This is a genomic window from Pusillimonas noertemannii, from assembly GCF_003096595.1.
In the GTDB taxonomy this organism is placed as follows: Bacteria; Pseudomonadota; Gammaproteobacteria; order Burkholderiales; family Burkholderiaceae_B; genus Pusillimonas; species Pusillimonas noertemannii.
Window position 1 is genome coordinate 267201 of record NZ_QEKO01000004.1, and the last position, 25685, is coordinate 292885.

A 25685-nucleotide genomic window follows, 5' to 3' on the forward strand; every position below is an offset into this window, starting at 1 on the left:
CGCACGGCGCCTGCCGCGGCCCCGCCCACTATAGTGGGAACAGCCAGGGGATCAAGACGACGCTGACGGCCAGCGCCATCAACATCAACGGGGTGCCGATCTTCAGGTACTCGCTGAACTTGTATCCCCCCGCCACGCTGACCAATGCATTGGCCGGTGTCGACACCGGCGACATGAAGGCCGCCGAGGCGGCAATGGCCACGGCCATTGCAAACGCGTGCGGCGACGCATTCAGTTCCTGTGCCATGGAGATGGCGACAGGCCCCATCAGCACCGCCGTGGCGGTGCCCGAGATGGCTATTCCCAGCACTATGGTGGCCAGGAACAGGAGCCCCAGCTGCGCATAGAGGCCCCAGGAACCAGCCAGATCGAGCAGCATGTCGGCGGCAAGGTCTATGCCTCCGCTGTGCCTCAGCGCAATCGAAAACGGCAGCATGCCGATAATAAGAATCAGGACGCGCCAATTGATGGCCCGGTAGGCGGCATCCAGCGTAATGCTGCCGAACAGTCCCATCAGCATGCAGCCGATCAGGCCCGCCATGACATTCGGCACCCAGTCCGTCAACAGCAGCAGCACGACCACGCCCAAAGAGAACAGGGCATGCAGCGCTTTCTCGGGCACGGGCACCAGGGCGTCGGTTTCGATCGGCAAGGCCAGGCTTACTACGTCGTGCTCTTCGGACTGAAGGGAGAAAATGCCTTTCCAAGGGCCGACCAACAGCATGGTGTCCCCTACCCTGAGCTTGGCGTCGTGCAGCCTGTCAAGGGCCTTGCTTCCGCGCCAGACGCCCATCACCGACAAGCCGTGCTGCGCCAGTGCCGCCGAGTTCATTACAGGCGTGTTCACCAGATGGGATTCAGGCGGCACGATCACCTCGACCATGCCCACGTCGCGCGCCTGATCCGAGAAGTAGGCTGCGCTCATGGCCAGGCGCTCAAGCTCCAGCCTGGCGCAGAACGACTCGATATCGAATGCTTTGTCATCGACGTTGAAAAGCAGGATGTCTCCGGCGTCCACGACGTGGTCGGGCGTGGCGTGCAATACTGCCCGGGCGAACCGCGAGCTGCGTTCGATCGCAACGACCCGGCCCTCGCCCTCGAGATCGAGGCTGCAGGCGCCCAGGCGGCGCCCCACCAGCTCAGAGCCACGCTCCACCCGCAAGCGGTGGGTTCGTTCGTACAACCCGTACCTGGCCGCCCAGTTGCCGATGCTCGGCCGGCTTCTGGCGCTTGCCGCGCGCCCCTCGCCCAGAAGATGCCTTGCGGCCAGCATATATACGATGCCCGCCGCCATGATGGCCACGCCGATGGGCGTAAAGTCGAAGAAATAAAATCCCTTGTACCCGCTGTAGACGAGCGCGCTGCTTATGATCAGATTGGGGGTCGTGGCCACCAAGGTAAGCATGCCGCTGCTCGCGGCCGCCATGCCCATGGGCATCAGTATCTTTCGGCTTGAAATCGCCGATTGCCGGCAGATGCGCAGGACTATGGGTATGAAGACGGCAACCACGGCCGATGAACTCATTATCGAGCCCATCAGGCCGACGACCGCCATCAGCATGATCATCAGGCGGCTTTCGCTGGTTCCGGCGTGGTGCAGCAGCCAGTCGCCCACCTTCTGCGCCACCCCTGTCCTGACCAGCCCCTCGCCGATGACGAACAGGCAGGCGATCAATATGATGTTGGGATTGGAAAAGCCCTCTAGCGCTTCCCGCAGCGTTACCTGGCCGCTTAAGGGCAATAGCAGCAGGACGAGCAGCGCCACGGCGTCGGCACGCGGCCTTCCGGCCAGGAAAAGCGCGATCGCCCCGCCCAGCATGGCAAGAACAATGGCAAGGTCGGCTGTCACGGGCTGCATGCGTCAATGCCCGACTGCGGTAGTGGTAAGCGTCATGCCGGACGACACCAGCCCCCAAAGGCCGGCTGCGGCCGCCAGCACAATAGCGCCGAAGATGGCCCATTCGAAGCCATCGAAAACGTGGCTGCGCTGCTCTTTCCGGGCGATGACGAAAAGAATCGTGCCTGGCGCGTAGATCAGGGACGACAGCACAAAAAAATCGAATCCCCCTGCCACGATCATTACTATTGCATAGATCGTCGCGACGGCGGCAACGCACAGCTCGAAGCAGCGGCGCGGGCTCCAGCCCTGATAGGTCTCTCCGCGAGACGCCAGCAACAGGCCGAAGCCGGCCACGAAAAAGTACGGCACCAGGCTCATGGAGCTGGCGAGGCTCTTTATCAGGACAAAAGTATCCTGCGTAAACAGCGTTCCCAGCAGAAACACCTGCACCACGCCGTTGCTGAGCCACAGCGCCTTGTGGGGAACACCGTGCCGGTTCTGACGGCTCAGGAACTCGGGCATGGTTCCGAAGCGGGCCGCCGCATGCAGCACTTCGGCGGCCAGCAGTATCCACGACAGATAGGCGCCGGCCACCGACACCATGAGCCCCACGCTGACCAGCACGGCCCCCCAGGGTCCTACGGCGGCCTGCAGCACGCCCGCCATCGAAGGGTTGCGCAGGCCCGCAAGTTCCGCACGCGGCAAAATGCCATACGACAGCAGCGTGACTGAAACCAGCAATGCCAGGACAAGCAGAAACCCTGTTACCGTGGCGAACGCCACGTCATCCCGATTCTTGGCGTAGCGCGAATAGACGCTGGCGCCCTCGACGCCCAGAAACACGAAAACGGTGACCAGCATCGTGCCCCTGACCTGCTCGACCAAACTGCCCTGGCCGGGGCCGGCGCCTTCGCGGATGTTCTCCATCAGCACGTCGGTGTCGATGGCAAGAGCCACGCAAGCGATGAAGATCAGGATGGGCACGATCTTGGCAATGGTTACCACCGTGTTCATCCCGGCAGCCTGCTTGATGCCGCGCAAAATACCGAAATGCGTGGCCCACAGCAGCACCGACGACACCAGCACGGCAGGCAGCGTGTCGCCGTCGCCGAAAATGGGAAACAAGGCGCCGAGGGTGGCCTTGAACACCACGAAATAGCTGACGTTGCCCAGGCAGGCCGCCGTCCAGTAGCCCATGGCGGCCAGAAAGCCGACATAGGGGCCGAACCCCTTCTTCGCATAGATGAATATGCCGGAATCCAGCTCGGGGCGCCTGCGGGCAAGAAACTGGAACACCATGGCCAGCGTCAGCATGCCCACGCCGGCAATGGCCCAGGCGACGAGGCTGCCCTGGGGTCCGGTGGAACGCGCGAACACGCTGGGCAAAGAGAAGATGCCCGCGCCCACCATGGAACCAACCACCATGGCAATCAGCGCTGTCCGGGAAAGCTTGGCGGGTTCCATGTTCAAGATAGCCTCCTGCTACGAGATGGCGGCGCGCGCAGCGACGCCCCGAATCACATTGCAACGTGCGCCTGCGGCGCGCCCCGGATTCACGGCAGCTTATTCATATGCATCGCGCGAGATCGGGCATGTCATGCAGTGGCCGCCGCCACGCCCTCTTCCAAGCTCGGCCCCTACGAAAGTGATCACCTCGATGCCGGCCTTGCGAAGCAATGTGTTGGTGTAGACATTACGGTCGTAGGCCAGCACCACCCCTGGGGAAACGCACACCAGGTTGGCGCCGCTGTCCCACTGCGTGCGCTCGCGAAGATAGGCATTGCCCCCTGTTTCCACGACACGCATCCTGGACACGCCCAGCGCCTTGCCGATGACCTCCGTAAGATGGCCTTCGTCCTTGTGCAGTTCCAGCTGGCCGGGCTTGCTGCCCGGACGATACGAGAATGCCTGGATCTTGTCGACGATGTCCGGATAGATGAGCAAGCAGTCCTGGTCGGCAAATGTCAGTACGGTGTCCAGATGCATGGCTGCGCGCAGCTTGGGCATCGCGGCCACGATGACGCGATCGGCCACGCCGCGCTCGAACAGCGAAGCCGAAAGCTGGCTGATGGCCTGGCGCGAGCTGCGCTCGCTCATGCCGATGAGCACGGTGCGATTGCCGATGGGCATGACATCGCCGCCCTCGAGGGTTGCCAGCCCATGATCGACCGTGGGGTCGCCCCACCAGACGTTCACTTTGCCGGCAAACCTGGGATGGAATTTGTAGATGGAAGCCGTCAGAATGGTCTCTTCATGGCGGGCCGGCCAATACAGGGCATTCAACGTGGCGCCGTTGTAGATCCAGCACGTGGTGTCGCGCGTATAAAGCGTGTTGGGCAGCGGCGGAAGCAGGTACTCGGTAACGCCCGCGGCTTCTTTGATGAGCGCCAGCTGGGCTCCCCCCACTGACTCGGGGAACTCGTCGGTCGACAAGCCCCCGATAAGCGTCTCGGCCAGCTTGCGCGCGGGAAGCTCTTCGAGATAGCCGCGGATTTCGTCGATAAGCCCCAGGCCCACCTGGTCGGCAACCACCTGGTTGTCCAGAATCCATTTCCTGGCTTCCGGAATGGCCACGGTTTCGGCTAGCAAGTTGTGCATTTCAAGCACCTCGACGCCCCGGTCGCGCATCTTGGTCATGAAATCGAAATGGTCTCTTTTGGCGTTCTCGACCCACATCACGTCGTCGAACAGCAGCGCATCGCAATTTGAAGGGGTGAGGCGCTCGTGGGCGCGCCCGGGCGCGCAGACCATGACGGTGCGCAACTGCCCTACTTCCGAATGAACACCAAACTCTATAGTTTCAGCCATGTTGTTCTCCTACGGGTTAAATCGTTATCCAGCCGCGCAATAGTCCGATGACGGCCGCAATGCAGCCTATCCATGCGACGATGAAGACCGCAAGCTCGAACCCCGTGAAAAGCTTTCGACCCAGCTCGCGCCGGGCCCAGTAATACAAGGCCGACCCCGGCGCATACAACAGCGCCGAGAGCAGGACGAATTTCATCCCGCCGGCATAGATCATGAAGGCGGTGTACAACGCTGCGATGGCCGCGACGGCCAGGTCGCGATTGCGGCCGACGCCGTCCTCGTACGTTTCACCCCGCTTGGCCAGCATGAAGCCGAAGGCGGCGACCAGGAAGTACGGAATCAGCGACATGGCGCTTGTCAGGCTGAGCATCAGCGCGAACGCGTCATTGGACCAGTAGGTGCTGATGACCAGTATCTGCACGATGACGTTCGTGAGCCACAGTGCGGTTGCCGGCACGCCGTTCCTGTTCTCGCGGCCGAACGCGCGGGGCATGTCTTCGTTCTTCGAGGCAGCGAACAGCACTTCGGCGCAAATCAACGACCAGGCAAGATAGGCGCCGAGCACTGAAATCAGCAGGCCCACACTGACGAACACCGCACCCCATGGCCCGACCACCGCAGAAAGCACGCCGGCCATGGAAGGCTGGCGCAGACCCGCGATCTCGGGTTGCGCGAGCACGGCATAAGGCAGCAGCGTGACCAGCACCATCAATGCCAGCGCCGCCACAAAACCGATCAGCGTTGCAATACCCACATGCGACCGCTTGCTGGCATAGCGTGAATACACACTGGCCCCTTCGATGCCCAGAAAGACGAACACCGTGACCAGCATCGTCATGCGCACCTGCTGGAACAGGCTGCCGCCGCCCCCTCCCCCTCCAAGGTCGCCCCATAGATTCGCCCGGAACAGGTCGAACTTGAAAGAGAAGATGAGAATGATGATGAACGCCAGGATGGGAATGATCTTGGCAACAGTGACGACGGCGTTGATGAAGGCCGCCTGCTGCACTCCCCGCAATATCATGAAGTGGAACAGCCATATGCCGATCGACGCGGCCGCGATGGCCAACACCGTGTTGCCGTCTCCGAACACAGGAAAGAAAGCGCCCAGCGTCGACTTGATCAGCACCCAGTACGACACGTTGCCGATGCAGCTTCCTATCCAGTACCCAAAGGCCGAAAGAAAGCCCAGATAGTTGCCGAAACCCGCCTTGGCGTAGGCAAATACGCCGGCATCGAGATCGGGTTTGCGCTCGGCCAGGCTCTGGAACACCCTCGCCTGGGTATACATGCCCGCGCCGGCAATGATCCAGGCGATGATGGCGCCGACCACTCCCGTGGCGCCCCCAAAGGTACGGGGCAAGGAAAAAATGCCGGCGCCGATCATTGATCCGACCACCATGCCCGTCAGGGCCAGCAGCCCCAGTTTCTTATCTGCACTGCTTGCCATCATTCACCTCTTCAGAAGGAAAGCCACAAGAACGACGACGGATCGCCCGTCGGGGAACCAGGGCTGTCATCACGGTAATCAACACGGGAACGCCAATGAAGACACCGGGTATGCCCCACACCAGTCCGCCGAAGAAAACAGCCACCATCACCATCAGCGGGGACAACGAGAACGCGTTTCCGGCAAGCCGGGGCTCCATGTAAGAGCCATAGATGACCTGGATGAAATTGAGCGCCAGAAATACGCCCAGGGCGGCCTGCCACGTTTCGTACTGCACGAAGGCAAACAGCGTGGGAAATACAGTGGCCACCAAAGGCCCCAGGAACGGAATGTAATTAAGGAGAAACGCCAATCCGCCCCAGGCGGTGGCCAGCTCCAGGCCCGCATACATGGCAAACAGCCATACCGTCAGGCCGGTCAGCACGCTGGCAAGCGTGCGGATGATCATGTAGCGGCGCAGCTTGCTGCTGATCTGCCTGGCCGCCAGGGCCCACCTGCGACTGCTTCGCCGCCCCAGCAGGTTCTCGACATGGCCGGCCGCGCCGTCCAGCTCGAACAGGCCCAAGGCCACGAAAATGATGGTCAGTACGAACAGCCCCACCATGCTGTTTACCCGGAGCGCGATCTCTTGCACGGCCCGAAGCAGCCACGAGGCATTGAAGTTGTCGAGGAACATGCCCATCAGCATGGTGCCATGCGGATGCAGGCTCTCGGTCTGAAGGACGAACAGGCTCTGAAGCCGGGCGGCATTGACGATGATCCACTGCGCGATCAGGCTGAACCCCCAGCCGGCAAGAAGCAGGAATACCGCCAGCCCGGCCACAGTCATGAGCAATGTCAGCAGCGACGCCAGCGGGGCGGGCATGCGCAGGTGCAGCCAGTGGTGCACGGGCGCCACGAGCGCAATGGTGAACAGCGCAAAGGCCAATGGAATGAAGACCGAGCTGGCCACATGCAACAGCCCCAGCACGAGAATGCAGCAGATGATGCGCACCGATACCCGCAATTCGGTGTGGTCGTGCAACGAGGTGCGGTCAGTGCGGGATCTTCTCATCGTGGGATTACGCCGTCGATACGCTGCAATAGATAGGAATAGAATGGGTTGGACGTGAGCCGCGCCAGCGTGTCCATGTCGACCACGAACGCGCCCACTTCCCCATGCATGGACATTGCCCCCAGGCTGATGCCGAACTCCTCTATATTGTCCGGATGCTGCCCGTACAGCGCATCGTCGGGCGGATACGGCAAGGCTACATGCGAGAGCGAATACACGTCTGGCGGGTAGCTCATGTCCAGGGGCCTGTCGGCCACCTCGAGCGTTCCCGGCTCGATGATCCGCTCGATCATGTTGCGCGACGAAGGGCTGGAATTGGTGATGATGGTCAGGCGGTAGTTGCGCGGCTGGTCGGGCAAGGCTCCCGCCACCGCCCATTCGACCCCGCGGCGGAACAGCGGCCCAAGGCGTGTTGCACGGTTCCAGTCGAACAGCACCAGCTCGCTGCCGTTCTCGGGAAGACGCGCATAAAGCTCATTGATCAGCGCCCGCGTACTTACCGTGAAATCGAGCACGGAATGGAAGCTGATGATGGGTGGCAGCTGGTCCAGTGTCCCATCGCGCTGCCGTTGTTGCAGTTCCTTCTGCAAGGCCATGGTAAGTTCATGCGATTCGCGGGCCGCCCTGATCGGAAAGGAGTTGTATTTGAACGGGTTGTACTCCGGCACGACGCGCAGCCAGGCCGCCTTGGCGAACGCCGGAAACACGGCCGGCAAGCCCGCCAGGCCGGCAAAGGCCGCAAAGGCCGCAAAGCGCGTCACCCCCACCATGGGCGATATCAGCACAAGGCGATCCGGCCGGGCCAGGCCGGGGTCATCCAGCGCCTGCATCGAGTGCATCAGCGCCAGCGCTCCGCCATTCGAAAAGCCCACCATGTGCAGCGGCCGCGGTGCCGGCACCCTGCGGCGCGCCTCTCGTACGGCCAGCCGCGTGGCCGCCAGCCAGTCGTGCCAGCCAACGTCGGTCAATGAGGCCGGTACCGTGCCGTGGCCCGGCAGCCGGATCGCGACCACGACGTATCCCACCGACTGGTAATGGCGGGCGATGTGCCGAAGCACATAGGGCGAATCGGTAAGGCCATGCAACAGCACCGCGGCGCCCACCGGCTCGCCCTCCGGCGTCAGAACGTACGAGCGGTTCCAGTCGTGCGCGAAATGGCCTGGATTGACCTTGGCGCCATCGAAATAGCGATTGCCCTCTACCCGGTCGTCGGATTCGATCCTTGCATTGACATGCTGGCGCACCGCTTCGAACAATCTGTCTTCGTGCTGGACGAACTCGCGCCACGACATCTTGTCCAGCTTCCTGGCATGCAGCTCATCGGGCAGATAGGTATGCCACAGCTCAAGCGCCGGGCCTTGCTGCATCGTGTACAGCCTCACGCCCAGAAGCGTTACCGCCACGACGGCAATAACAAGACCCAGTACCTTCAGAACCTTCTTCAGGGGCCTAGCCATCGCCGCCGCCAATGCGGCACCCCACCACCATGACGCTGGCGATGCCGTGGCTCAGTTGGACGGCCCGTGCCGGCACAAGCATCGGCTGCGACTCTACGGTGGCAACACGCACCGCAATGGGGGGAAGGGAAAACGCAGCTTCGTTCGTGCGTTCATGGCAAGCTGCCGCGGCTGCAGCCAGCAGTATAAGCACGACCCGCCATGCGTAGCCCGGCCCCCTCAAATGCATTGACTCTCCTTGGTACTGCGTAGTCACTGCCCTTTTTCTGGATTCAAAGCTTATGCTTCAAAATTGAATCGCGCAAGCTTATGTAAATTTTGTAAGCGCCCGGCGCTGAACCTGCGCGGCACCGAAATCAGATAGTTGCGCCCCCGTTCGCAATTTCATGGGAATCAGTGCATCATCTTCAGCATCGCTGAGGCTCGGTTGCTTACGGAATTCCCTGACATGTATATACCTTCCCACTTCAATGAACCGCGGATCGAAGTCCTACATGGCCTGATTACTCAAAATCCATTGGGGCTATTGGTGACGCACAGCCACCGCGGTCTCGACGTAAACCATCTTCCATTCCATCTGGATGCCTCCCAGGGCGAGTTTGGCATCCTGCACGCCCACGTGGCGCGGGCCAATCCGGTTTGGCAGGAAATCTCCACCGGGGACCGCGTATTGGCCGTGTTCCAGGCTGGAGATGCCTACATCTCGCCCCAGTGGTATCCCAGCAAGCACGAGTTCCACAAACAGGTTCCCACATGGAACTACAGGGTCGCCCATGCGCACGGTCGCGTCACCATACGAGACGACGAGCGTTATGTACGAGGCATGGTAGGCCGGCTGACCCACACGCACGAAGCTTCGCAGCCCGTGCCGTGGAAAATGAGCGACGGCCCCAGGGAATATATCGACATGATGCTCAAGGCCATTGTGGGCATCGAGATAGAGATCACATCCTTGCTTGGCAAATCAAAGCTGGGCCAAAACAAGGAACCCCGCGATATTGAAGGTGCCGCTGCAGCCCTCAAGGCTTTGGGCGAGAACACAATAGGGGAAGCAATGCTGGCCTGTGCCGCGGCCAAGCGCCAGACCGACCCTTGATGCCCATGGGTGGTTTTCAGCCTGACTCCATCGGGCTGATGCACGGCCTGCTGAAACGGAGCAGCGGTTCAACCGCCGACAGCGCTTAGCGGCTGCCGCAGCTGGAATGCCCTTAAGATGGCAAAGCACGCAGCGGCGGCGGCCAGATGCTTCAGTGTATGCCCGCTTAGAGCTCCGCCAAATGAATAAACCTGATGATCAAAATGCTCCAGCAGCTTTGCCAGTGCATAGAGTGCTGCGGCAGCCACCCAATATCGACTGCCGGTATATTTTGGCGGAAACAGGCTCAGAATAATGACCAACGCGGTCAACGGAAAAAACTGCGCCCATGCATAAAGCCGCAGATCGCCCGTCCAGCGCCATAGAAGCAGGCTGCAAACACCGATGGCAAGCAGCGGCCACAGCAGCGTGGCGCCGGCCTTCTCACCCACGCGCTCCTGCACTACCGCCGAAAGCATTGCCGCAAAGCCTACGTCATGGGTAGCCTGTCCCAGAACAAAGTTTGATCGCTGGGGTTGATATGGTAGTAAGCCGAACCGAAACCAGTCAGGAAAATACCGCCAAACAGTACAAACGTGCTTGCATTGCGACGAAACTGCCTGAGACCGGCTGCGCCCACGACGACGAAAGGCAAGTTGGAAACCACATCCCAAAAGTGCGGCGTGCCGAATAATTCACGCTGGTCGGCAAAATGATGGTAGCCCTGGTCCTGCGGCACAGGCGGAAACAGCAATAAGGCAAGCAGCGTCACAACCATCAAGCCATACAGGAACAGTATTGGCCGAGCCCGGATGATCTTGCCTATGGTCATGGATGGTATGCCTTGGAAACGGTGGAGTGTGCCGATAATTCAAGCGCCCGAGGCGTCATAAGCGGGGCACGGGCATTGCTTACCTTCTGTTGACCGTTTTTCGGTCATAACTCAGGAGATCAATATGAAAAAAGCACTTGCCGTCGCCCTTTGCTCCGTGCCTCTAGCGCTATCGTCCATAACATTCGCACATGCTGACGGAACAGGCAAAACGGGCGGAGCCAACGCTTCAGGAACCATGTCAGGCACCACCGACACAAACCGTAACAACAACGACCATGCCCACGATGGATCGTCGATAGACCAGACCAGCCCCGGCAACACCTATGGCGCTACGGAGGGGGCAAAAAATAACACGCCGTCCACACCCCGGTCACCAGACAGGGGCGCGGGAACTACAGAACAACCCGGGACACCGAGCAATCCCGGCAGAACCTACCCGAATCCCGCCACAGAGGGGACTCAAAGCACCCCCCCAGCGTCGCCCCAGGGCCCCGCTATGGAAAACCCCACGCCCACCGATCCCGACCAAACCTACCCGGACCCCAAGCCGGGGGCTCAAGATGGCTCGATGTCTACGCAATAGTCACTGGGTAACGCTACCGATCTTCGGTAGCGTTCACTGCCGCAGCGTTTAGTAAATATGCGGGAGCCTCGTCACTCCCACTCTATTATAGATAGAGGGAAAAAGTCATTTTAATTCAATACATTAAAAGCGCGCACGCCACGGGTGCCATGAAAAATACCATGATCGAAAGTCACCTTTGGCTACATCGGAATCTACTCTGCCCTCACCTCTGATTTTGTTGGACTGCTCTCCGGCGGAAGCGTACCCACGCCAAAGATTACCCGCCTTGCGACTGCTGCATCTCCATATCCGGCGCTGCTTGATCGGAAAGAGTGCTGTCTCGTGATGAACGCTTCTGACCTTGCCAAACATGCGGTGGTACAGGCATGCGATAATGACGGCAGGCCATAAGAAAAATTGGAGTCAGGTGATTTCGAACAGCACTTATCCTCTCATCCAATGGATACTCCTGCATCACACGGTTCAGTAGACTAAAAACGGCCTCTAGCGAGTCGTTGAGTGGCAGACCTGGTACCGACACGCCGTGATCTCGATCACCATCCCAGAAAACCTCATCCGTTCGTGCGTCGGGAATCCAGATTTGGTGGGTCATGTGTGGAGCGTTCTCTAACAGCGTGCTGCGCAACTGCTCTGCTCGCTCTTGATCTCCTATCATTGCAAGCCAAGCGAGCACGAAAGTGTAAAGAATCCCCGCTTGCGTATGCTCTTCGAAGTATGCGTCGCTGCGTTCTCTTGGATGTGAGAGGACATTACGATATTCTGTCGTCGGCGTCGGATAGTGCCGCCGAGCCCGCAGTCCGTAGCAAAGATGGTCGGACATGCTGCGGATGTAGTCAGCAACATTAGATAGGCGTCCGCGCACATCTGCGAGACGCATAAACAGAGCCAATTCAATCGTGAAATCGTCACGAGCGGGGACGGCAAGCGCCGGGTTCGCGTTCAGCATCCCGATCGCTATGTTGAGCGCCTCGTCCGCCCCTTCACTCATTGCCTGCGCGAATGCCGCATCGTCCCCAGCACTGATGGCATCTAACCATAACCCGTGGAGAGATAACCTCCCCAGTGTCTCGAACAGCGCGATGTTGATGTCTACTGCGTAACGTGAATTTACGGCCATTGAAAGCGCATAGCGTTTGTCGGCGAACGGGCCAATCTTCTCGACTAGTAGAAGGCGAGCGATGATTAGGTGCAGTTTGAAAACCTGATCGAAATGAGCTAGCCGCTCCTGTTGCGCCGCTCCCCTGTGTAGACGGGTACTATCACAGTGGGGCCAACTGCGTAGCAGCACCAACTCGGATGCTCGATATGCAGCCTCAAGGTTATCGGTGTCGCGAGCCCATACAAAGAGTATCCAAAGGCACAGGTAGGCCTTACGTAGCTGACGTGTGCGCTCTGCCTGGCTCTTCGGCTCCATAAAGATGACATTGAGTAATTGCCGGAAATGCCGATAAGCGACGTCGGGCTGATCAAGCATCGCTAGCGCCTTCTGAAATAGCCCCCGATTCTCGCTCTCAATTAACTCAGCACGCAACATGCCGCTGAGGATCAAATCGGAGAGACGATCCCCGTTCCATTCGGCAAAGTGAACGTTGGCTTTCTCGTTCGCCCGACAGTAACCACTCCACTGAGCACGAATATCCTCGCGCATCTCGCCGCCCATGCAGACGCATATAACAACAGGCAAATCCGCAAAATGGGGCGGGATGCGGTTCGGAATATAGTCATCCAAAACCTCATTCAGCGACGGACGTACAGCCTGCTGGCCAGTATCCCAATGCTCTCGTGTCAAATCACCGGACTTGATCGTAAATAGGAACAGACTTCGAGTGCCATCCCGATCGGGATTGGGGCCAACTGCCGCTACGTCGACACCAGCTTGCCGGGTACCGCGACGAGGACGGGTTAGAACTTCAAAACCACTCTCAGCCAAAAGATCAGGCAGAATAGCGTCGAGTTCGTCACGCTCGCGTAGCGAGCGTAGATAGTGCATCACGACAAGTTTCATCTCTGCGCTCGCTGCTCAAGCTTGAATTGCAAGAGCATATGCTCGAGTCCAACTGGGTCAACGATGTCGAGGATGGGCAACTCTGACGAGACCGAGAACGAATGCATCCCAGTCTCGGTGAGATGTGTGGTGCCCTCTTCGGTGTGGATCGGCGTCAACGACGATCGGCCATATAGGATGTATTGTTTGGTGACGAGATCCTCAAAAATAGATTTCCGGTGCCCCTGCTCCATGCTCCGTTCCATCTGCTCGCGCCATTGGACGTGTGCCGCCTCGCGCTGCATTTCACTAGGGTGCAGCTCGACTAAACGCTCAATACCTTCCATCGCATCCTGAATTGCTGCCTTTCGTGTGAGCAATTCAGCAAGGTCCGGGATGCTCTCGGCATAACGCTCAACGTAGTCCTTCAACTTGCCCCCATAGCTCACGAGCAAGGGGTGATAGATCAGATCGAGGACATCATTTTTGATATCTGAAGACCCATCGCGAAGTACCGCTAACGGTATGACAACTGCGACCACTGGATCAATGAAGAACCACCCGACGGCCTTGCGGCAAAGATATAGTTGATCCGATGGCTCCAGTGGAAGAGATGACGTGGGGACAGAGAAAGGCGGATCGTCATTTCCGACACCGCAAACTTCGCTAGCCACGCATTTATGGGTATACGTGCTCCCGTTCAGCAGCCAGTACACAACTGCGCTACCCAGCACCTCAGAGCCGGCATTTTGCAACGCGTGGTAGGTACTCTGGAACGCGTCTAGCGCAATCCGGCCTTTTGAGCGATCAAATAACTCACTAAGCAGACAAATCACTTTTTCAGCATGCCCAGCACCCACGAGCTGATATGCTGCATGGTCGAGGTGTGAAATCGTTCCTGCGTTATCCGGGTCAACATCCGCAGCGGCATCAAGGCAGAGGCTCATGGCTTTTTCTGTAAGACCGACCCAGTGAATCCACAACAGGTTCGTTGCCAAGTGAATCACGAAGGGACTCCTCGTTTGAAGGACACGTTCGAGCTGTTCGTCAAAGCCGACCGGTGCCAGTGTTTTTCGCTGTGCAGCAGCGCGATAGCCCGCTTCGAGGGACCGGAGTGCGATGGCTTCGTCATTGCTGGACGCTCCTTGGACCAGGATGTCGAGCACCTCACCGTAGCGTTCACCCAGTTCCATGGCACCCAAAGCCGAAAGGGCGGCGAGCTTTGCCTCCCGCTCGTGAGCCTGCGCGAAAATGAGGCCTTCTTCGATATCGGCGTTCATCACGAGAACCGTGAATAGTTGACGCAAAGCCAGGTTATCGCCGGCACGTGCCGCTTCGTAGACCTTGGAGGATCTTACTGGGTTCTTCTTCGTCCATTCGCCAAAAGCAGTACTAGGGGTGCCTGCAGCCAGGTCGTTGCCGCCCGCATCAAGCAGGCGCGTGATGAAAGCAAGAAGGACATCCTGATCTACGTTCAGCAGGGGTATCAGATCGCATAGAACATGCTGAACAAGGAAGAAGCGTGGCCCCTTCAATTCCGCCAGCGCTTCTTCGATATGAAGGTCAATAGGTGGTGCATCGGTAGCGTTCAATATGGTTGAAAGCGCCTCAACCAGAGCAGAATGATTCTCGTCTAGACGGCGACTCCCACGGTCCGCAACAGTACGCACCAAGCCACGTGTGCGGAGCTGCGTAGCCAATTCTGTCTCGTCTACTGGTGTCCCCTCTGTTGCCATTATTATTCTTTGCCCTCAAAAGAGATTTCAAGATTTTCAAAGTCGATAAAATTAATGAGGCATCCCAGTCTACCTTGCACACGCGGAGTTGGAAAAAAGCCCCCGGCCGACTAGCAACAGAAATACAAGCTATATCACCGACAAAATATTGACGAATTCAGACTTGGGGCCTAAATAGCCTCTACAATCAGATTCATCGTCAAGCGCACCATCAAATCCTTGGACTTTGGATCGCTTTCAGCGATCAGCAGAGTCAATGCTGTTAGACCCTGTTCATTCAAGGTCAAGCGCATGCCTTCCTGGCGCAGATACAGCAAGAAAAGGAAGGCACCGGAGCGTTTGTTGCCGTCCGAAAATGGGTGGTTTTTAATGACGAAATACAGTAAATGCGCGGCCCGCTCCTCGCGGGTGCGATAAAGCGAATCACCAAACATTGTCTGCTCCAAATTGCCCAGGATGGCTGCCAAACCTTCGCCTCGATCACGAGCGAACAATTCTGAGGCTTCACCGCGTGAGCACAACTCCTCGCCCAACGCATCCAGGGCTCGACGAGCCTCATCCAACCGCAGGATACCCTTCGCCGCTTGTGCCCCCTCCGGTAAGCCCAAAGCCCCTTGGTCATAATCTTGCAGCAACCGCCACGTACGAGCGTAGCCCAGAATCAGGCCAACAACTTCTTGCCCCAGATCTGAAACCAATTGCTGCCGCGTCAACGTCTGCCCCAGCAGTACCACGGCTTGCTCCAGCTCTGCCAGTCCCTGCTGAGCCAAACGATACTCGTTCAGACTGTAGCCTTGAGTCAGGTGCTCTCTTAGCACGCGGGTAGCCCATTGGCGAAAGCGGGTGGCGCGACTAGAGTTGACTCGATAACCAACAGAGATGATGGCGTCGAGGTTGTAGTGCTTAAGTCGACGCTTGACCTGCCGTTTGCCTTCCTGCCGAACTACTAAGAAATCCTTAGAAGTTGCCGCTTCACTCAACTCTTCCGAGACATAGACTCCACGCAGGTGCATTAAAATATTCTCCGGTGTGGTCCCAAATAACTCGCCAATCTGGCGTTGCGTCAGCCACAGAGTCTCCCCCTCCAGCCTAACTTCCACGGACTGGTTGCCACCTTCAAATATAATGATTTCACTCATAAAAACCTTTACGTCTGCGGAGACTGACCCCGAATCTTATCTGGGTCCAGTCATTCTTCACATACCTGCTCGACCCGCAATCAGAATGAAACAAGCGAAAATCACCTCATGATAGCTGGAAGAATTGCGATAGCATGCTTCTTACATACCATAAAAAATGCCATTGACAATGCAAAAGCATCATCAATGGCATTCATTTTTTCAAATAAAATCAATTAGTTGAAAGACAGCGTCATTCCCACTCAATCGTAGCCGGCGGCTTGCTCGACACGTCGTATGTCACCCGATTGATGCCGCGCACTTCGTTGATGATGCGCGAAGACACCTTCTTCAGCAGCGAATAAGGCAGCTCGGCCCAGTCGGCCGTCATGAAGTCGGACGTCTGCACGGCGCGCAGCGCCACAACGTAATCGTAGGTGCGGCCGTCGCCCATGACGCCCACCGACTTCACCGGCAGGAACACCGCAAAGGCTTGCGAGGTCAGGTCGTACCAGTTCTTGCCGCTGACGGGGTCTTCGGCGCGGCGCAGCTCTTCGATGAAGATGGCGTCGGCGCGGCGCAGCAGCTCGGCGTACTCATGCTTGACCTCGCCCAGGATGCGCACGCCCAAGCCGGGCCCCGGGAAGGGATGGCGATACACCATGGCCGGGGGCAGGCCCAAGGCAACACCCAGCTTGCGGACTTCGTCCTTGAACAGCTCGCGCAGGGGCTCGAGCAGCTTGAGGTTGAGCGTGTCGGGCAGCCCGCCCACGTTGTGGTGCGACTTGATGGCGGCGGCCTTGCCCGTTTTGGCGCCGGCCGACTCGATGACGTCTGGGTAGATGGTGCCCTGGGCAAGCCAGCGGGCATTGGCGAGCTTGCCCGCCTCGACCTGGAAAACCTCGACGAACTCTTTGCCGATGATCTTGCGCTTTTGCTCGGGATCGGTGACGCCGGCCAGCTTGCTCATGAACTGCTCGGTGGCATCGATGTGGATGATCTTCATGCCGAAATGGTCGCCGAAGGTATTCATGACCTGCTCGGCTTCGTTCAGGCGCAGCAAGCCGTGGTCGACGAAGACGCAGGTAAGCTGATCGCCGATGGCCTTGTGGATGAGCGCCGCCGCCACCGAGGAATCGACGCCGCCCGAAAGGCCCAATATGACTTCGTCGCTGCCCACCTGGGCGCGGATGGCGGCCACGGCTTCTTCGACATAGTCGGGCATGTTCCAGTCGCCGGCGCAGCCGCAGATCTCGTGCACGAAACGCGACAGCAGAGCCTGGCCTTGCGAAGTATGCGTAACCTCGGGGTGAAATTGCACGCCATAGAAGCCGCGCTCTTCGTCTGCCATGCCGGCGATGGGGCATGAATCGGTCGAGGCCATCAGCTTGAAGCCCGGGGGCAACTCGGCAACCTTGTCGCCATGGCTCATCCACACCTTCAGCATGCCGTAGCCTTCGGTGGTGCTGAAGTCTTCGATGCCTTCAAGCAAGCGGGTATGGCCGCGGGCGCGCACCTCGGCATAGCCGAACTCACGCTTCTCGGAAAACTCGACCTTGCCGCCCAGTTGCATGGCCATGGACTGCATGCCGTAGCAAATGCCCAGCACGGGGACGCCCGCTTCGAACACGGCCGACGGCACGCGCAGGGAATCCTCGCTGTAGGCCGAGGCATGGCTGCCCGAAAGAATGATGCCGCGCAGGTTTTCCTGGCTCTTGACGAAGCCATCATCGACATCGCCCGGATGGATTTCGCAAAACACGCCCGCTTCGCGCACGCGGCGCGCAATCAACTGAGTTACCTGCGAACCGTAGTCAAGTATGAGGATTTTCTGATGCATGATGGCTGGGGGTGTGAAGTGAGGTGGAAGGTAAAGCTTCTATTGTAATAAATGGCTGAGAACAGCACTTCAAGACTTCAATACTTGAGCAATGTCCCGCCACGACAGCCATGGCCACGGCCTGCCATGACCTATTCTCCGGTCCATCAAGGATATTTTCCAAACATATGGCGTCCCTATGGCGACGCCAAGCAGGCTCTATATTGCCTATAAATGAAGAATAAAAATGCATTTTTGCAGAGGGTTTTCCCTAAATTGCATGATAGTGCCTTAGCCTTACACTGTCCTGGCAACAAAATATGCAATATTGTTCGCCTCAGCATTTCCTCATGAATAAACGAATAAAAGGAAGACAAATGAAGAGACATATCGCTTTGTCCGCCCTGGCCATTAGTGGCACCGCCCTATTGGCGGCCTGCGGCAGCGACTCATCCCCGTCAAAGGACCCCGTCCCGCCTCCCACATTGAGCTGTGATGATTCGATCAAAGAGCACTTCAAGCCCGATGAACTGACGACTGTTGTGCAGGTCAAGTCCTTTAAGGCGGGCGAGCCGCTGACGCTGGGGCAGGCCGACGGGCGTACTCCCAATGCAGAGAACGATGTCTGCCTGGTCAAGCTCAATGTGGGGCCCGGCAACCCAGGACCCGAGGATGCTCCTTCCACGTCTGCAGGCATTGGCATCGAAGTATGGCTGCCCACCAAGCCGGAGCAATGGAACGGACGACTGCGTGCCATCGGTGGCGGTGGCTGGGCTGGCGGACCGCATGGGTCAACGGAAGCCATAGGGGACGCCTCGGCGGGCGCCACGGCCGCACTCGCCGGAGAAGTCACTGCCACCACCGACACTGGACACAGTATTCTGGGCAGCGGCTCTTTTGCCATGCTGCCAGACGGCACCATCAACACTGTGCTGTGGAAAGACTTTGCGGAGCGGGCTATTCACCAAACTGCGGTGAAATCAAAGGCCCTGGCCGAGGCCTACTATGGCAAGATGCCCGAATACGCCTATTGGACCGGTGCCTCGACCGGCGGCCGGCAAGGCCTCAAGTTTGCTCAGGTCAATCCGGAGGATTTCGACGGTATCCTGGCTGGATACCCGGCGATCAATTGGTCAAAATTCATTACGACGGAACTCTATCCGCAAATCGTGGTGCAACGCGATCTAGGCGGTAATCACTTAAGCAACGAACAACTTGATGCCGCGTCCAATGCGGCGATCGCCGCGTGCGACCTTGTAGGAGGCGAGCATCTGGGCTATATTTCCGACCCGGCGTCATGCACGTACGACCCCACCCAGGATCTTGATCTGCTATGCACCACCGATGGTGGCAATAATGGCGGTAGCGCCTGCCTCACGACGGCCCAGGCGCTGGCCGTCAACAAGTTCTGGTATGGCCAGACTGCGGACGGTAGCGTTCCCGCCCCAGACGCCGATAACGGCATGAGCGATACCTTGGCCACCAATCACAAATGGTACGGTTTGACCCGAGGCAGCACTCTGACTGCGCTCGCCGGCGAACAGCCCTTTCCGATTGCTGTTGACCAGGTAACTCTGGAACTACAAGACCCCACCTACGCAAGTCCTTCATTCAAGAACGCTACGGGCGATGGCCAGGACAAATGGAAAACGCTGAGCTATGCGCAACTTGCCGATGCCTGGGACAGAGGTGTTCAACTGCAAAGCGAGTTTGCCAATATCAACACCGACAATCCCGATCTGAGCGTGTTTCGCGATGCCGGCGGCAAAATGATCACCTACTACGGCTTGGCCGACCAGCTCATTCCGCCACAAGGCACCCTGCACTACTACCGCCGCGTCACCGAACAAATGGGCGGTCTGGCGGCCACCCAGGAGTTCTACCGGCTGTACTTCGTCCCGGGCATGGGACATGGCCTTTACAACGGCACATCCAATCCTTTGGCCAATCCGCCCTTGCCCACTATGGATCAGTTGTACAAACTGCTGACAGACTGGGTCGAGCAAGGTACAGCACCTGCGGAAAGAGTGGACATCAGCACGCAAGCCACCGACATGTTCCCCGAGATCAAGTCCCGGCCCATCTGCCTGCATCCGCTGAAGGCCAAGTTCGTGGGCGGTGACCCGAAGATCGCATCCAGCTACGAGTGCGCCGCTTCGTAAACCCGTGTTGAATCAGGCCACGGCCTGACGACCAAGACAAAGGGCCACCTTCCGGTGGCCCTTTGTCAATATGCAGCTAAAACGCAGTTTGGTCCGCTCGATGCGAATCAATCCGCCCGATAGTTCGGCGCTTCTTTCGTGATCTGCACGTCGTGCACGTGCGATTCACGCACGCCGGCCGACGTGATTTCAACAAACTGGGCCTTGCTGCGCATTTCCTGAATGGACTTGCAGCCGCAATAGCCCATGGAGGCCCGGATGCCGCCCACAAGCTGATAGATGATGGCGATGACGCTGCCCTTGTAGGGCACGCGGCCTTCGATGCCTTCGGGCACGAGCTTGTCGGCGTTGTTGGCCGGGTCCTGGAAATAGCGGTCGGCCGAGCCGTCGCTCATGGCGCCCACGCTGCCCATGCCGCGATACGATTTGTATGAGCGCCCCTGGTACAGCACGACGTCGCCCGGCGCTTCTTCGGTGCCGGCGAACATGCCGCCCATCATGCAGGTGAAGGCGCCTGCCGCAAGGGCCTTGGAGACGTCGCCCGAGTAGCGGATGCCGCCGTCTGCAATAAGTGGCACGCCGGTGCTTCCAAGCGCCTTGGCGACATCGGAGATGGCGGTAATCTGGGGCACGCCCACGCCCGCCACGATACGAGTGGTGCAAATGGAGCCGGGGCCAATGCCCACCTTGACGGCGTCGGCACCCGCCTCAACCAGGGCAAGCGCGGCTTCGGCGGTGGCGATATTGCCGCCCACCACCTGAATGCGGGGATAGTTGCGCTTGACCCAGCGCACGCGTTCGATGACGCCCGCCGAATGGCCATGGGCCGTGTCGACCACGATGACGTCGACGCCGGCGTTGGCGAGCTTTTCAACACGCTCTTCGGTGCCCTCGCCCACGCCCACGGCGGCGCCCACGCGCAACTGGCCCTGGGCGTCTTTGCAGGCGATGGGGTGCTCGGTGTTCTTGACGATGTCTTTTACAGTGGCCAGGCCGCGCAGCTCGAACTTGTCGTTGACGATCAGCACGCGCTCGAGGCGGTGCTTGTGCATCAGGGCCTGGGCTTCGTCGAGCGTGCCGCTTTCATCCATGGTGATGAGGCGGTCTTGCGGGGTCATGATGTCGCGCAGTGAGACATCAAGCCGGTCTTCGAAACGCAGATCGCGGTTGGTGACTATGCCCACCAGCTTGCCGCCCTCGACCACAGGCAAGCCCGAAATGCCATGCTGGCGCTGCAGCGCGATGGCGTCGCGCACCTTCATGGTGGGCGTGACGGTGACCGGGTCGATGACAATGCCGAACTCGTGCCGCTTTACCCGTGCGACCTCGCGCGCCTGCTCGTCGGCGCTGAGGTTCTTGTGGATGATGCCTATGCCGCCCTCTTGCGCCATGGCAATGGCCAGGCGCGCTTCGGTGACCGTGTCCATGGCCGCCGAGACCAGCGGGATGTTAAGCGTGATGTCGCGGGTGAACTGTGTAAGCAGTGAAGTGTCGCGAGGCAGGACCTCGGAATAGGCAGGAACCAACAACACATCGTCGAAGGTTAGTGCTTTTTTGATGAGCCGCATTCGATAACTCCGTGCACAAAGCAAGATTATACGCTTATCCCAGCCAAACCCGGGCGTTGCGGAACATGCGCATCCAGGGGCTGGCGTCGCCGCCGGCGTCGTTGGCGCCCCAGCGTTCGGGGTGCCACGACATCATCACGTTGCGCGTTACGCGCTCTGGGTGCGGCATCATCACGGTGAAGCGTCCGTCCGCCGTGGTCACGCCCGCCAGCCCGTCGGGACTGCCATTGGGATTGTAGGGATAGGTTTCGGTGCGCCGCCCCTGGTTGTCGACATAATGCAGAGCGCCCGCAACCCGAGTCAGTTCGCCCTGGGTCTGGAAGTCGGCAAAGCCCTCGCCATGGGCCACCGCGATGGGCACCCGGGCGCCCGCCATGCCTTTGAAAAACAGCGAAGGCGAGTCGGCGATCTCGACCATGGAAAGACGGGCCTCGTATTTCTCGGACAGGTTGCGGGTAAAGCGCGGCCAATGGCCTGCGCCGGGAATCATGTCGGCCAGCGTGGCCATCATCTGGCAGCCGTTGCACACGCCCAGGGCGAAGGTGTCGGCGCGCTGGAAATAAGCGGCGAACTGATCGGCAAGCCGCGGGTTGAAGCGGATGGTGCGCGCCCAGCCCTCGCCCGCGCCCAGCACGTCGCCGTAGCTGAAGCCGCCCACGGCCACCAGGCCCTGCACGTCGTCCAGGCGGATGCGGCCGGACAGCAGGTCGGTCATGTGCACGTCCCAGGCCTCGAAGCCCGATTTATCAAACGTCCAGGCCATCTCGACCTGGCTGTTGCAGCCCTGTTCGCGCAGGATGGCCACGCGCGGACGCTTGCCGGTTGCGATGAAAGGCGCGGCAATGTCTTCTTGCGGGTCAAAGCCCACCACGGGACTGAAACCGGGGTCTTCGGTGTTGCTCCACACGTCGAACTCGGCCTGGGCGCAGGCTGGATTGTCGCGCAGCGCCATGATGCGGCGGCTGACTTCGCTCCATTGCCGGGCCAGTTCGGCGCGCGGGCGGCTATAGATGCTTTTGCCGTCGCGATACACCTGGATTTCGTCGAGCTTGTTCAAGCTGCCCACCACGTGCGAATGTACTGAAAGCCCCGCCTCGCGCAACGCCTGCATGACGGCGTCGCGCTGGGCCAGCGGCACTTGCAGCACCGCGCCCGCCTCTTCGGCGAACAAGGCCTTCAGGCTGAGCTCGTCGCGCTGCACGGCCACCTGCTCGGGGCGTATCTTGTAGTCGCCCCAGTCGGCGGCATGCGGGTCGATGGTCAGCATGTCGAGGTTCAGCGAGACGCCCACCCGGCCGGCGAAGGCCATTTCGCATACGGTGGCCAGCAGGCCGCCGTCGGAACGGTCGTGGTAGGCCAGCACGCTGCCCTCTTGCGCCAGCTTGCGCACCACCTTGAAGAACCCGGCCAGCATGGCGGCATCTTCGATATCGGGCGTTGCATCGCCGGTCTGGTTGAACACCTGGGACAGCACCGAGCCGCCCAGGCGGTTGCGGCCCTGCCCCAGGTCGACCAGGATCAGCACCGTGTCGCCGGCGTCGGTACGCAATTGCGGGGTGAGCGTCGCGCGCACGTCCTGCACGGGGGCAAAGGCCGTAATGATCAGCGAGACCGGCGAAATCACTTCGCGCGCCTCGCCCTGCTCTTGCCAGGTGGTGCGCATCGACAGAGAATCTTTACCCACCGGAATGGACAGGCCCAGCGCCTGGCACCATTGGCTTACGGCCGACACGGTGTCGTACAGCGCCGCGTCCTGGCCCGGTACGCCGCAGGCCGCCATCCAGTTGGCCGACAGCTTGATGTCTTTAAGCGACCGGACATCGGCCGCCACCAGATTGGTCAGGGCTTCGGCCACCGCCATGCGGCCCGAGGCCGGGGCGTCGATAACCGCCAGCGGCGTGCGCTCGCCCATGGCCATGGCTTCGCCGCGCACCCCTTCGAAATCGGCCAGGGTCACGGCGCAGTCGGCCACCGGCACCTGCCAGGGGCCCACCATCTGGTCGCGGCTGCTCAGGCCGCCCACGGTGCGATCGCCGATGGTAATGAGGAAGGTCTTGTTGGCCACCGTAGGATGGCGCAGCACCCGCTCGATGGCATCGCCCAGCGGCAGGCCGGCGATGTCCAGGGCCTGATGCCGGGCGTCGATGCGGCGCACGTCGCGCGTCATGCGCGGCGGCTTGCCCAGGATGACGTCGATGGGCACGTCGACCGGGCGCGGCTCATGGGCCGGCTGGCCCTGCGGCGCCTGCGCCACGCCGGGGAGGTCTTCGCCCAGGGTCACGCGCAGCTGGCGCTCTTCGGTGGCCACGCCCACCACGGCGTAGGGGCAGCGCTCGCGGTCGGCAATGGCGGCAAAGCGCTGCAAATCTTGGGGCAGTATGGCCAATACATAGCGCTCTTGCGCCTCGTTGCTCCAGATTTCGGCGGCCGACATGCCCGATTCTTCAAGGTGCACCTGGGTCAGCTCGAACATGGCGCCCCGGCCGGCGTCGTTCACCAGCTCGGGAAAGGCGTTGGAAAGCCCGCCCGCACCCACATCGTGGATGGCGATGATGGGGTTGTTCTGGCCCTGCTGCCAGCATCGGTCGATGACCTCTTGCGCGCGCCGCTCGATCTCGGGGTTGCCCCGCTGCACGGAATCAAAATCCAGTTCGGCGCTGTTGGCGCCCACGCTCATGCTGGACGCCGCACCGCCGCCCATGCCAATGCGCATGCCCGGCCCGCCCAGCTGCACCAGCAGCGCGCCGGGGGGGATGGGGTCTTTATGGGTAAGGCGCTGGTCGATGGCTCCCAGGCCGCCCGCGATCATGATGGGCTTGTGATAGCCCCAGCGGCTGCCCGCCGCCTGCTGTTCGTAGGCGCGGAAGTAGCCCAGCAGATTGGGCCGGCCGAATTCATTGTTGAAGGCCGCGCCGCCTATGGGCCCTTCCACCATGATGTCCAGCGGGCTGGCGATGCGGTCGGGCAGGCCGTGCGTGTCAGCCTCCCAGGGTTCGAGGGCGTCGGCAAAGCGAAGATTCGAAACCGTGAAGCCGGTAAGCCCGGCCTTGGGCTTGGAGCCCCGGCCCGTGGCGCCCTCGTCGCGGATCTCGCCGCCCGCGCCCGTGGCCGCACCGGGAAAAGGCGCTATGGCCGTGGGGTGGTTGTGGGTCTCGACCTTCATCAGCGTGTGCATGACCGCATCGTGGCTGGCGTAGGCGGTGGCGCCGGGTTCGTTCGAATCGGGCGACGCGCCGGCATGGAAGACGCTGGCGGCGCCGCCGGCCATAATGGCCGCGTTGTCTGAATAGGCCACGATGGTGCCTTCGGGCTGGGCCGCGTGCGTGGCGCGGATCATGCCGAACAGCGTATTGGGCTGCTCAACGCCGTCGATCACCCATTTAGCGTTGAAGATCTTGTGGCGGCAGTGTTCGCTGTTGGCCTGCGCGAACATCATCAGCTCGACGTCGGTGGGGTTGCGCCCCAACTGGCGGAAGGAGTCGTCAAGGTATTCGACTTCGTCTTCGGACAAAGCCAGGCCCAGTTCGACGTTGGCCTCGACCAGGGCCTGCCGGCCCCGGCCCATGACATCGACCGTTTGCATGGGCTTGCCGGGCAGCGAGGCAAACAGCTCGGCGCCGTCAAAGCGTTCATCCACCACGGTTTCGGTCATGCGATCGTGCAGGCAGGCGGCGATCTGGCCCAGTTGCCGGGCATCGATGTTCTGGCTGCCCAGCAAGCCGCGCGCGGGCTTGACGGTGTAGCGTATGCCCCGTTCGATGCGGCGCACCTGGGGCAAGCCGCAGTTGTGCGCAATATCGGTGGCCTTGCTGGCCCAGGGTGAAACCGTGCCCAGCCGGGGGATTACGCGCAGGGTAAACGCATGGCGATCTTCTTTTTGCGGCGTAAGGGGTACGCCGTAGTCAAGCAGCGCGGACAGCGTATTTTGCTGGCCGGCGCCCAGTTCCGACTCGACCCAGACAAAGTGTTCGTACTGCCCCTGGATATCGGCAACCGGCAGACCCAGTTCGGCAAATCGTTTAAGAAGGCGCTCGCGGCGAAACGGCGACAGGACCAGGGAACCGGGAAAATGCTGGATGGAGGTCACGGTAGAAAGGGCAAAAGGGGCTGGATTAGTGGAATCCCTTATTTTAGCCCGTTAAACCTGAATCGGCTGAGACCGCTGCCCGCCGCTGCCAGGCCTGCCGGGCATG

General features: G+C 60.2%; 17 protein-coding genes. 2 read left to right on the forward strand and 15 right to left on the reverse strand.

Annotated elements, in window-relative coordinates:
• Positions 1-28 precede the first annotated feature (28 nt).
• The 7 genes from C7440_RS14545 to C7440_RS14575 form a co-directional block, all read right to left on the reverse strand.
• Positions 29-1858, reverse strand: a complete 1830-nt coding sequence (locus C7440_RS14545; protein ID WP_116519027.1) for an SLC13 family permease — start codon at positions 1856-1858, stop codon at positions 29-31.
• A gap of 3 nt (positions 1859-1861) precedes the next feature.
• The gene (locus C7440_RS14550; RefSeq protein ID WP_116519028.1) at positions 1862-3304 is read right to left on the reverse strand and encodes a basic amino acid/polyamine antiporter; all 1443 of its coding nucleotides are present in this window, start codon (positions 3302-3304) and stop codon (positions 1862-1864) included.
• A gap of 99 nt (positions 3305-3403) precedes the next feature.
• A complete protein-coding gene (locus tag C7440_RS14555; RefSeq protein WP_116519029.1) occupies positions 3404-4648 on the reverse strand; it encodes an arginine deiminase in 1245 nt (414 codons plus the stop codon).
• Positions 4649-4664: 16 nt separating this feature from the next.
• Positions 4665-6098, reverse strand: coding sequence for a basic amino acid/polyamine antiporter (locus C7440_RS14560; protein ID WP_116519129.1), 1434 nt, complete (start codon positions 6096-6098; stop codon positions 4665-4667).
• On the reverse strand, positions 6079-7152 hold the full coding sequence (locus C7440_RS14565) for an AI-2E family transporter (protein WP_116519030.1): 1074 nt from the start codon (positions 7150-7152) through the stop codon (positions 6079-6081). The genes C7440_RS14560 and C7440_RS14565 overlap by 20 nt, the downstream gene beginning before the upstream one ends.
• Complete coding sequence (locus tag C7440_RS14570; protein WP_116519031.1) at positions 7149-8609, reverse strand: alpha/beta hydrolase; 1461 nt, start codon at positions 8607-8609, stop codon at positions 7149-7151. The genes C7440_RS14565 and C7440_RS14570 overlap by 4 nt, the downstream gene beginning before the upstream one ends.
• On the reverse strand, positions 8602-8838 hold the full coding sequence (locus C7440_RS14575; RefSeq protein WP_017523266.1) for a hypothetical protein: 237 nt from the start codon (positions 8836-8838) through the stop codon (positions 8602-8604). Before C7440_RS14575 ends, C7440_RS14570 begins: the two co-directional genes overlap by 8 nt.
• A 219-nt stretch (positions 8839-9057) precedes the next feature.
• Here C7440_RS14575 and C7440_RS14580 point away from each other — a divergent pair, with 219 nt between their 5' ends.
• Positions 9058-9705: an FMN-binding negative transcriptional regulator gene (locus C7440_RS14580; protein WP_017523265.1), complete on the forward strand. Its 648-nt coding sequence runs from the start codon at positions 9058-9060 to the stop codon at positions 9703-9705.
• 68 nt (positions 9706-9773) lie between these two features.
• Here the strand turns inward: C7440_RS14580 and C7440_RS14585 are convergent, their stop codons facing one another.
• The 6 genes from C7440_RS14585 to guaA form a co-directional block, all read right to left on the reverse strand.
• A complete protein-coding gene (locus C7440_RS14585; protein ID WP_051019210.1) occupies positions 9774-10163 on the reverse strand; it encodes a hypothetical protein in 390 nt (129 codons plus the stop codon).
• Between the two features lie 11 nt (positions 10164-10174).
• Positions 10175-10516 (reverse strand): hypothetical protein, encoded by a 342-nt coding sequence (locus C7440_RS14590; protein ID WP_051019209.1) that lies wholly within the window; start codon positions 10514-10516, stop codon positions 10175-10177.
• 845 nt (positions 10517-11361) lie between these two features.
• Positions 11362-13110 carry a hypothetical protein gene (locus C7440_RS14595; protein ID WP_116519032.1) on the reverse strand — a complete coding sequence of 583 codons (1749 nt, stop codon included), beginning with the start codon at positions 13108-13110 and terminating at the stop codon, positions 11362-11364.
• On the reverse strand, positions 13107-14681 hold the full coding sequence (locus C7440_RS14600; protein WP_207775417.1) for a hypothetical protein: 1575 nt from the start codon (positions 14679-14681) through the stop codon (positions 13107-13109). Before C7440_RS14600 ends, C7440_RS14595 begins: the two co-directional genes overlap by 4 nt.
• Before the next feature lie 314 nt (positions 14682-14995).
• Complete coding sequence (locus C7440_RS14605; protein ID WP_116519034.1) at positions 14996-15964, reverse strand: virulence RhuM family protein/type II toxin-antitoxin system death-on-curing family toxin; 969 nt, start codon at positions 15962-15964, stop codon at positions 14996-14998.
• Between the two features lie 232 nt (positions 15965-16196).
• Positions 16197-17783, reverse strand: coding sequence for a glutamine-hydrolyzing GMP synthase (gene guaA, locus C7440_RS14610; protein ID WP_116519035.1), 1587 nt, complete (start codon positions 17781-17783; stop codon positions 16197-16199).
• 356 nt (positions 17784-18139) lie between these two features.
• Here guaA and C7440_RS14615 point away from each other — a divergent pair, with 356 nt between their 5' ends.
• Positions 18140-19924 carry a tannase/feruloyl esterase family alpha/beta hydrolase gene (locus C7440_RS14615; protein ID WP_243410927.1) on the forward strand — a complete coding sequence of 595 codons (1785 nt, stop codon included), beginning with the start codon at positions 18140-18142 and terminating at the stop codon, positions 19922-19924.
• A 107-nt stretch (positions 19925-20031) separates the two neighbouring features.
• On the opposite strand, the gene guaB is transcribed toward C7440_RS14615, so the two are convergent.
• A complete protein-coding gene (gene guaB / locus C7440_RS14620) occupies positions 20032-21492 on the reverse strand; it encodes an IMP dehydrogenase (protein WP_116519036.1) in 1461 nt (486 codons plus the stop codon).
• Between the two features lie 34 nt (positions 21493-21526).
• The gene (gene purL / locus C7440_RS14625; protein ID WP_116519037.1) at positions 21527-25579 is read right to left on the reverse strand and encodes a phosphoribosylformylglycinamidine synthase; all 4053 of its coding nucleotides are present in this window, start codon (positions 25577-25579) and stop codon (positions 21527-21529) included.
• Positions 25580-25685: the final 106 nt, after the last annotated feature.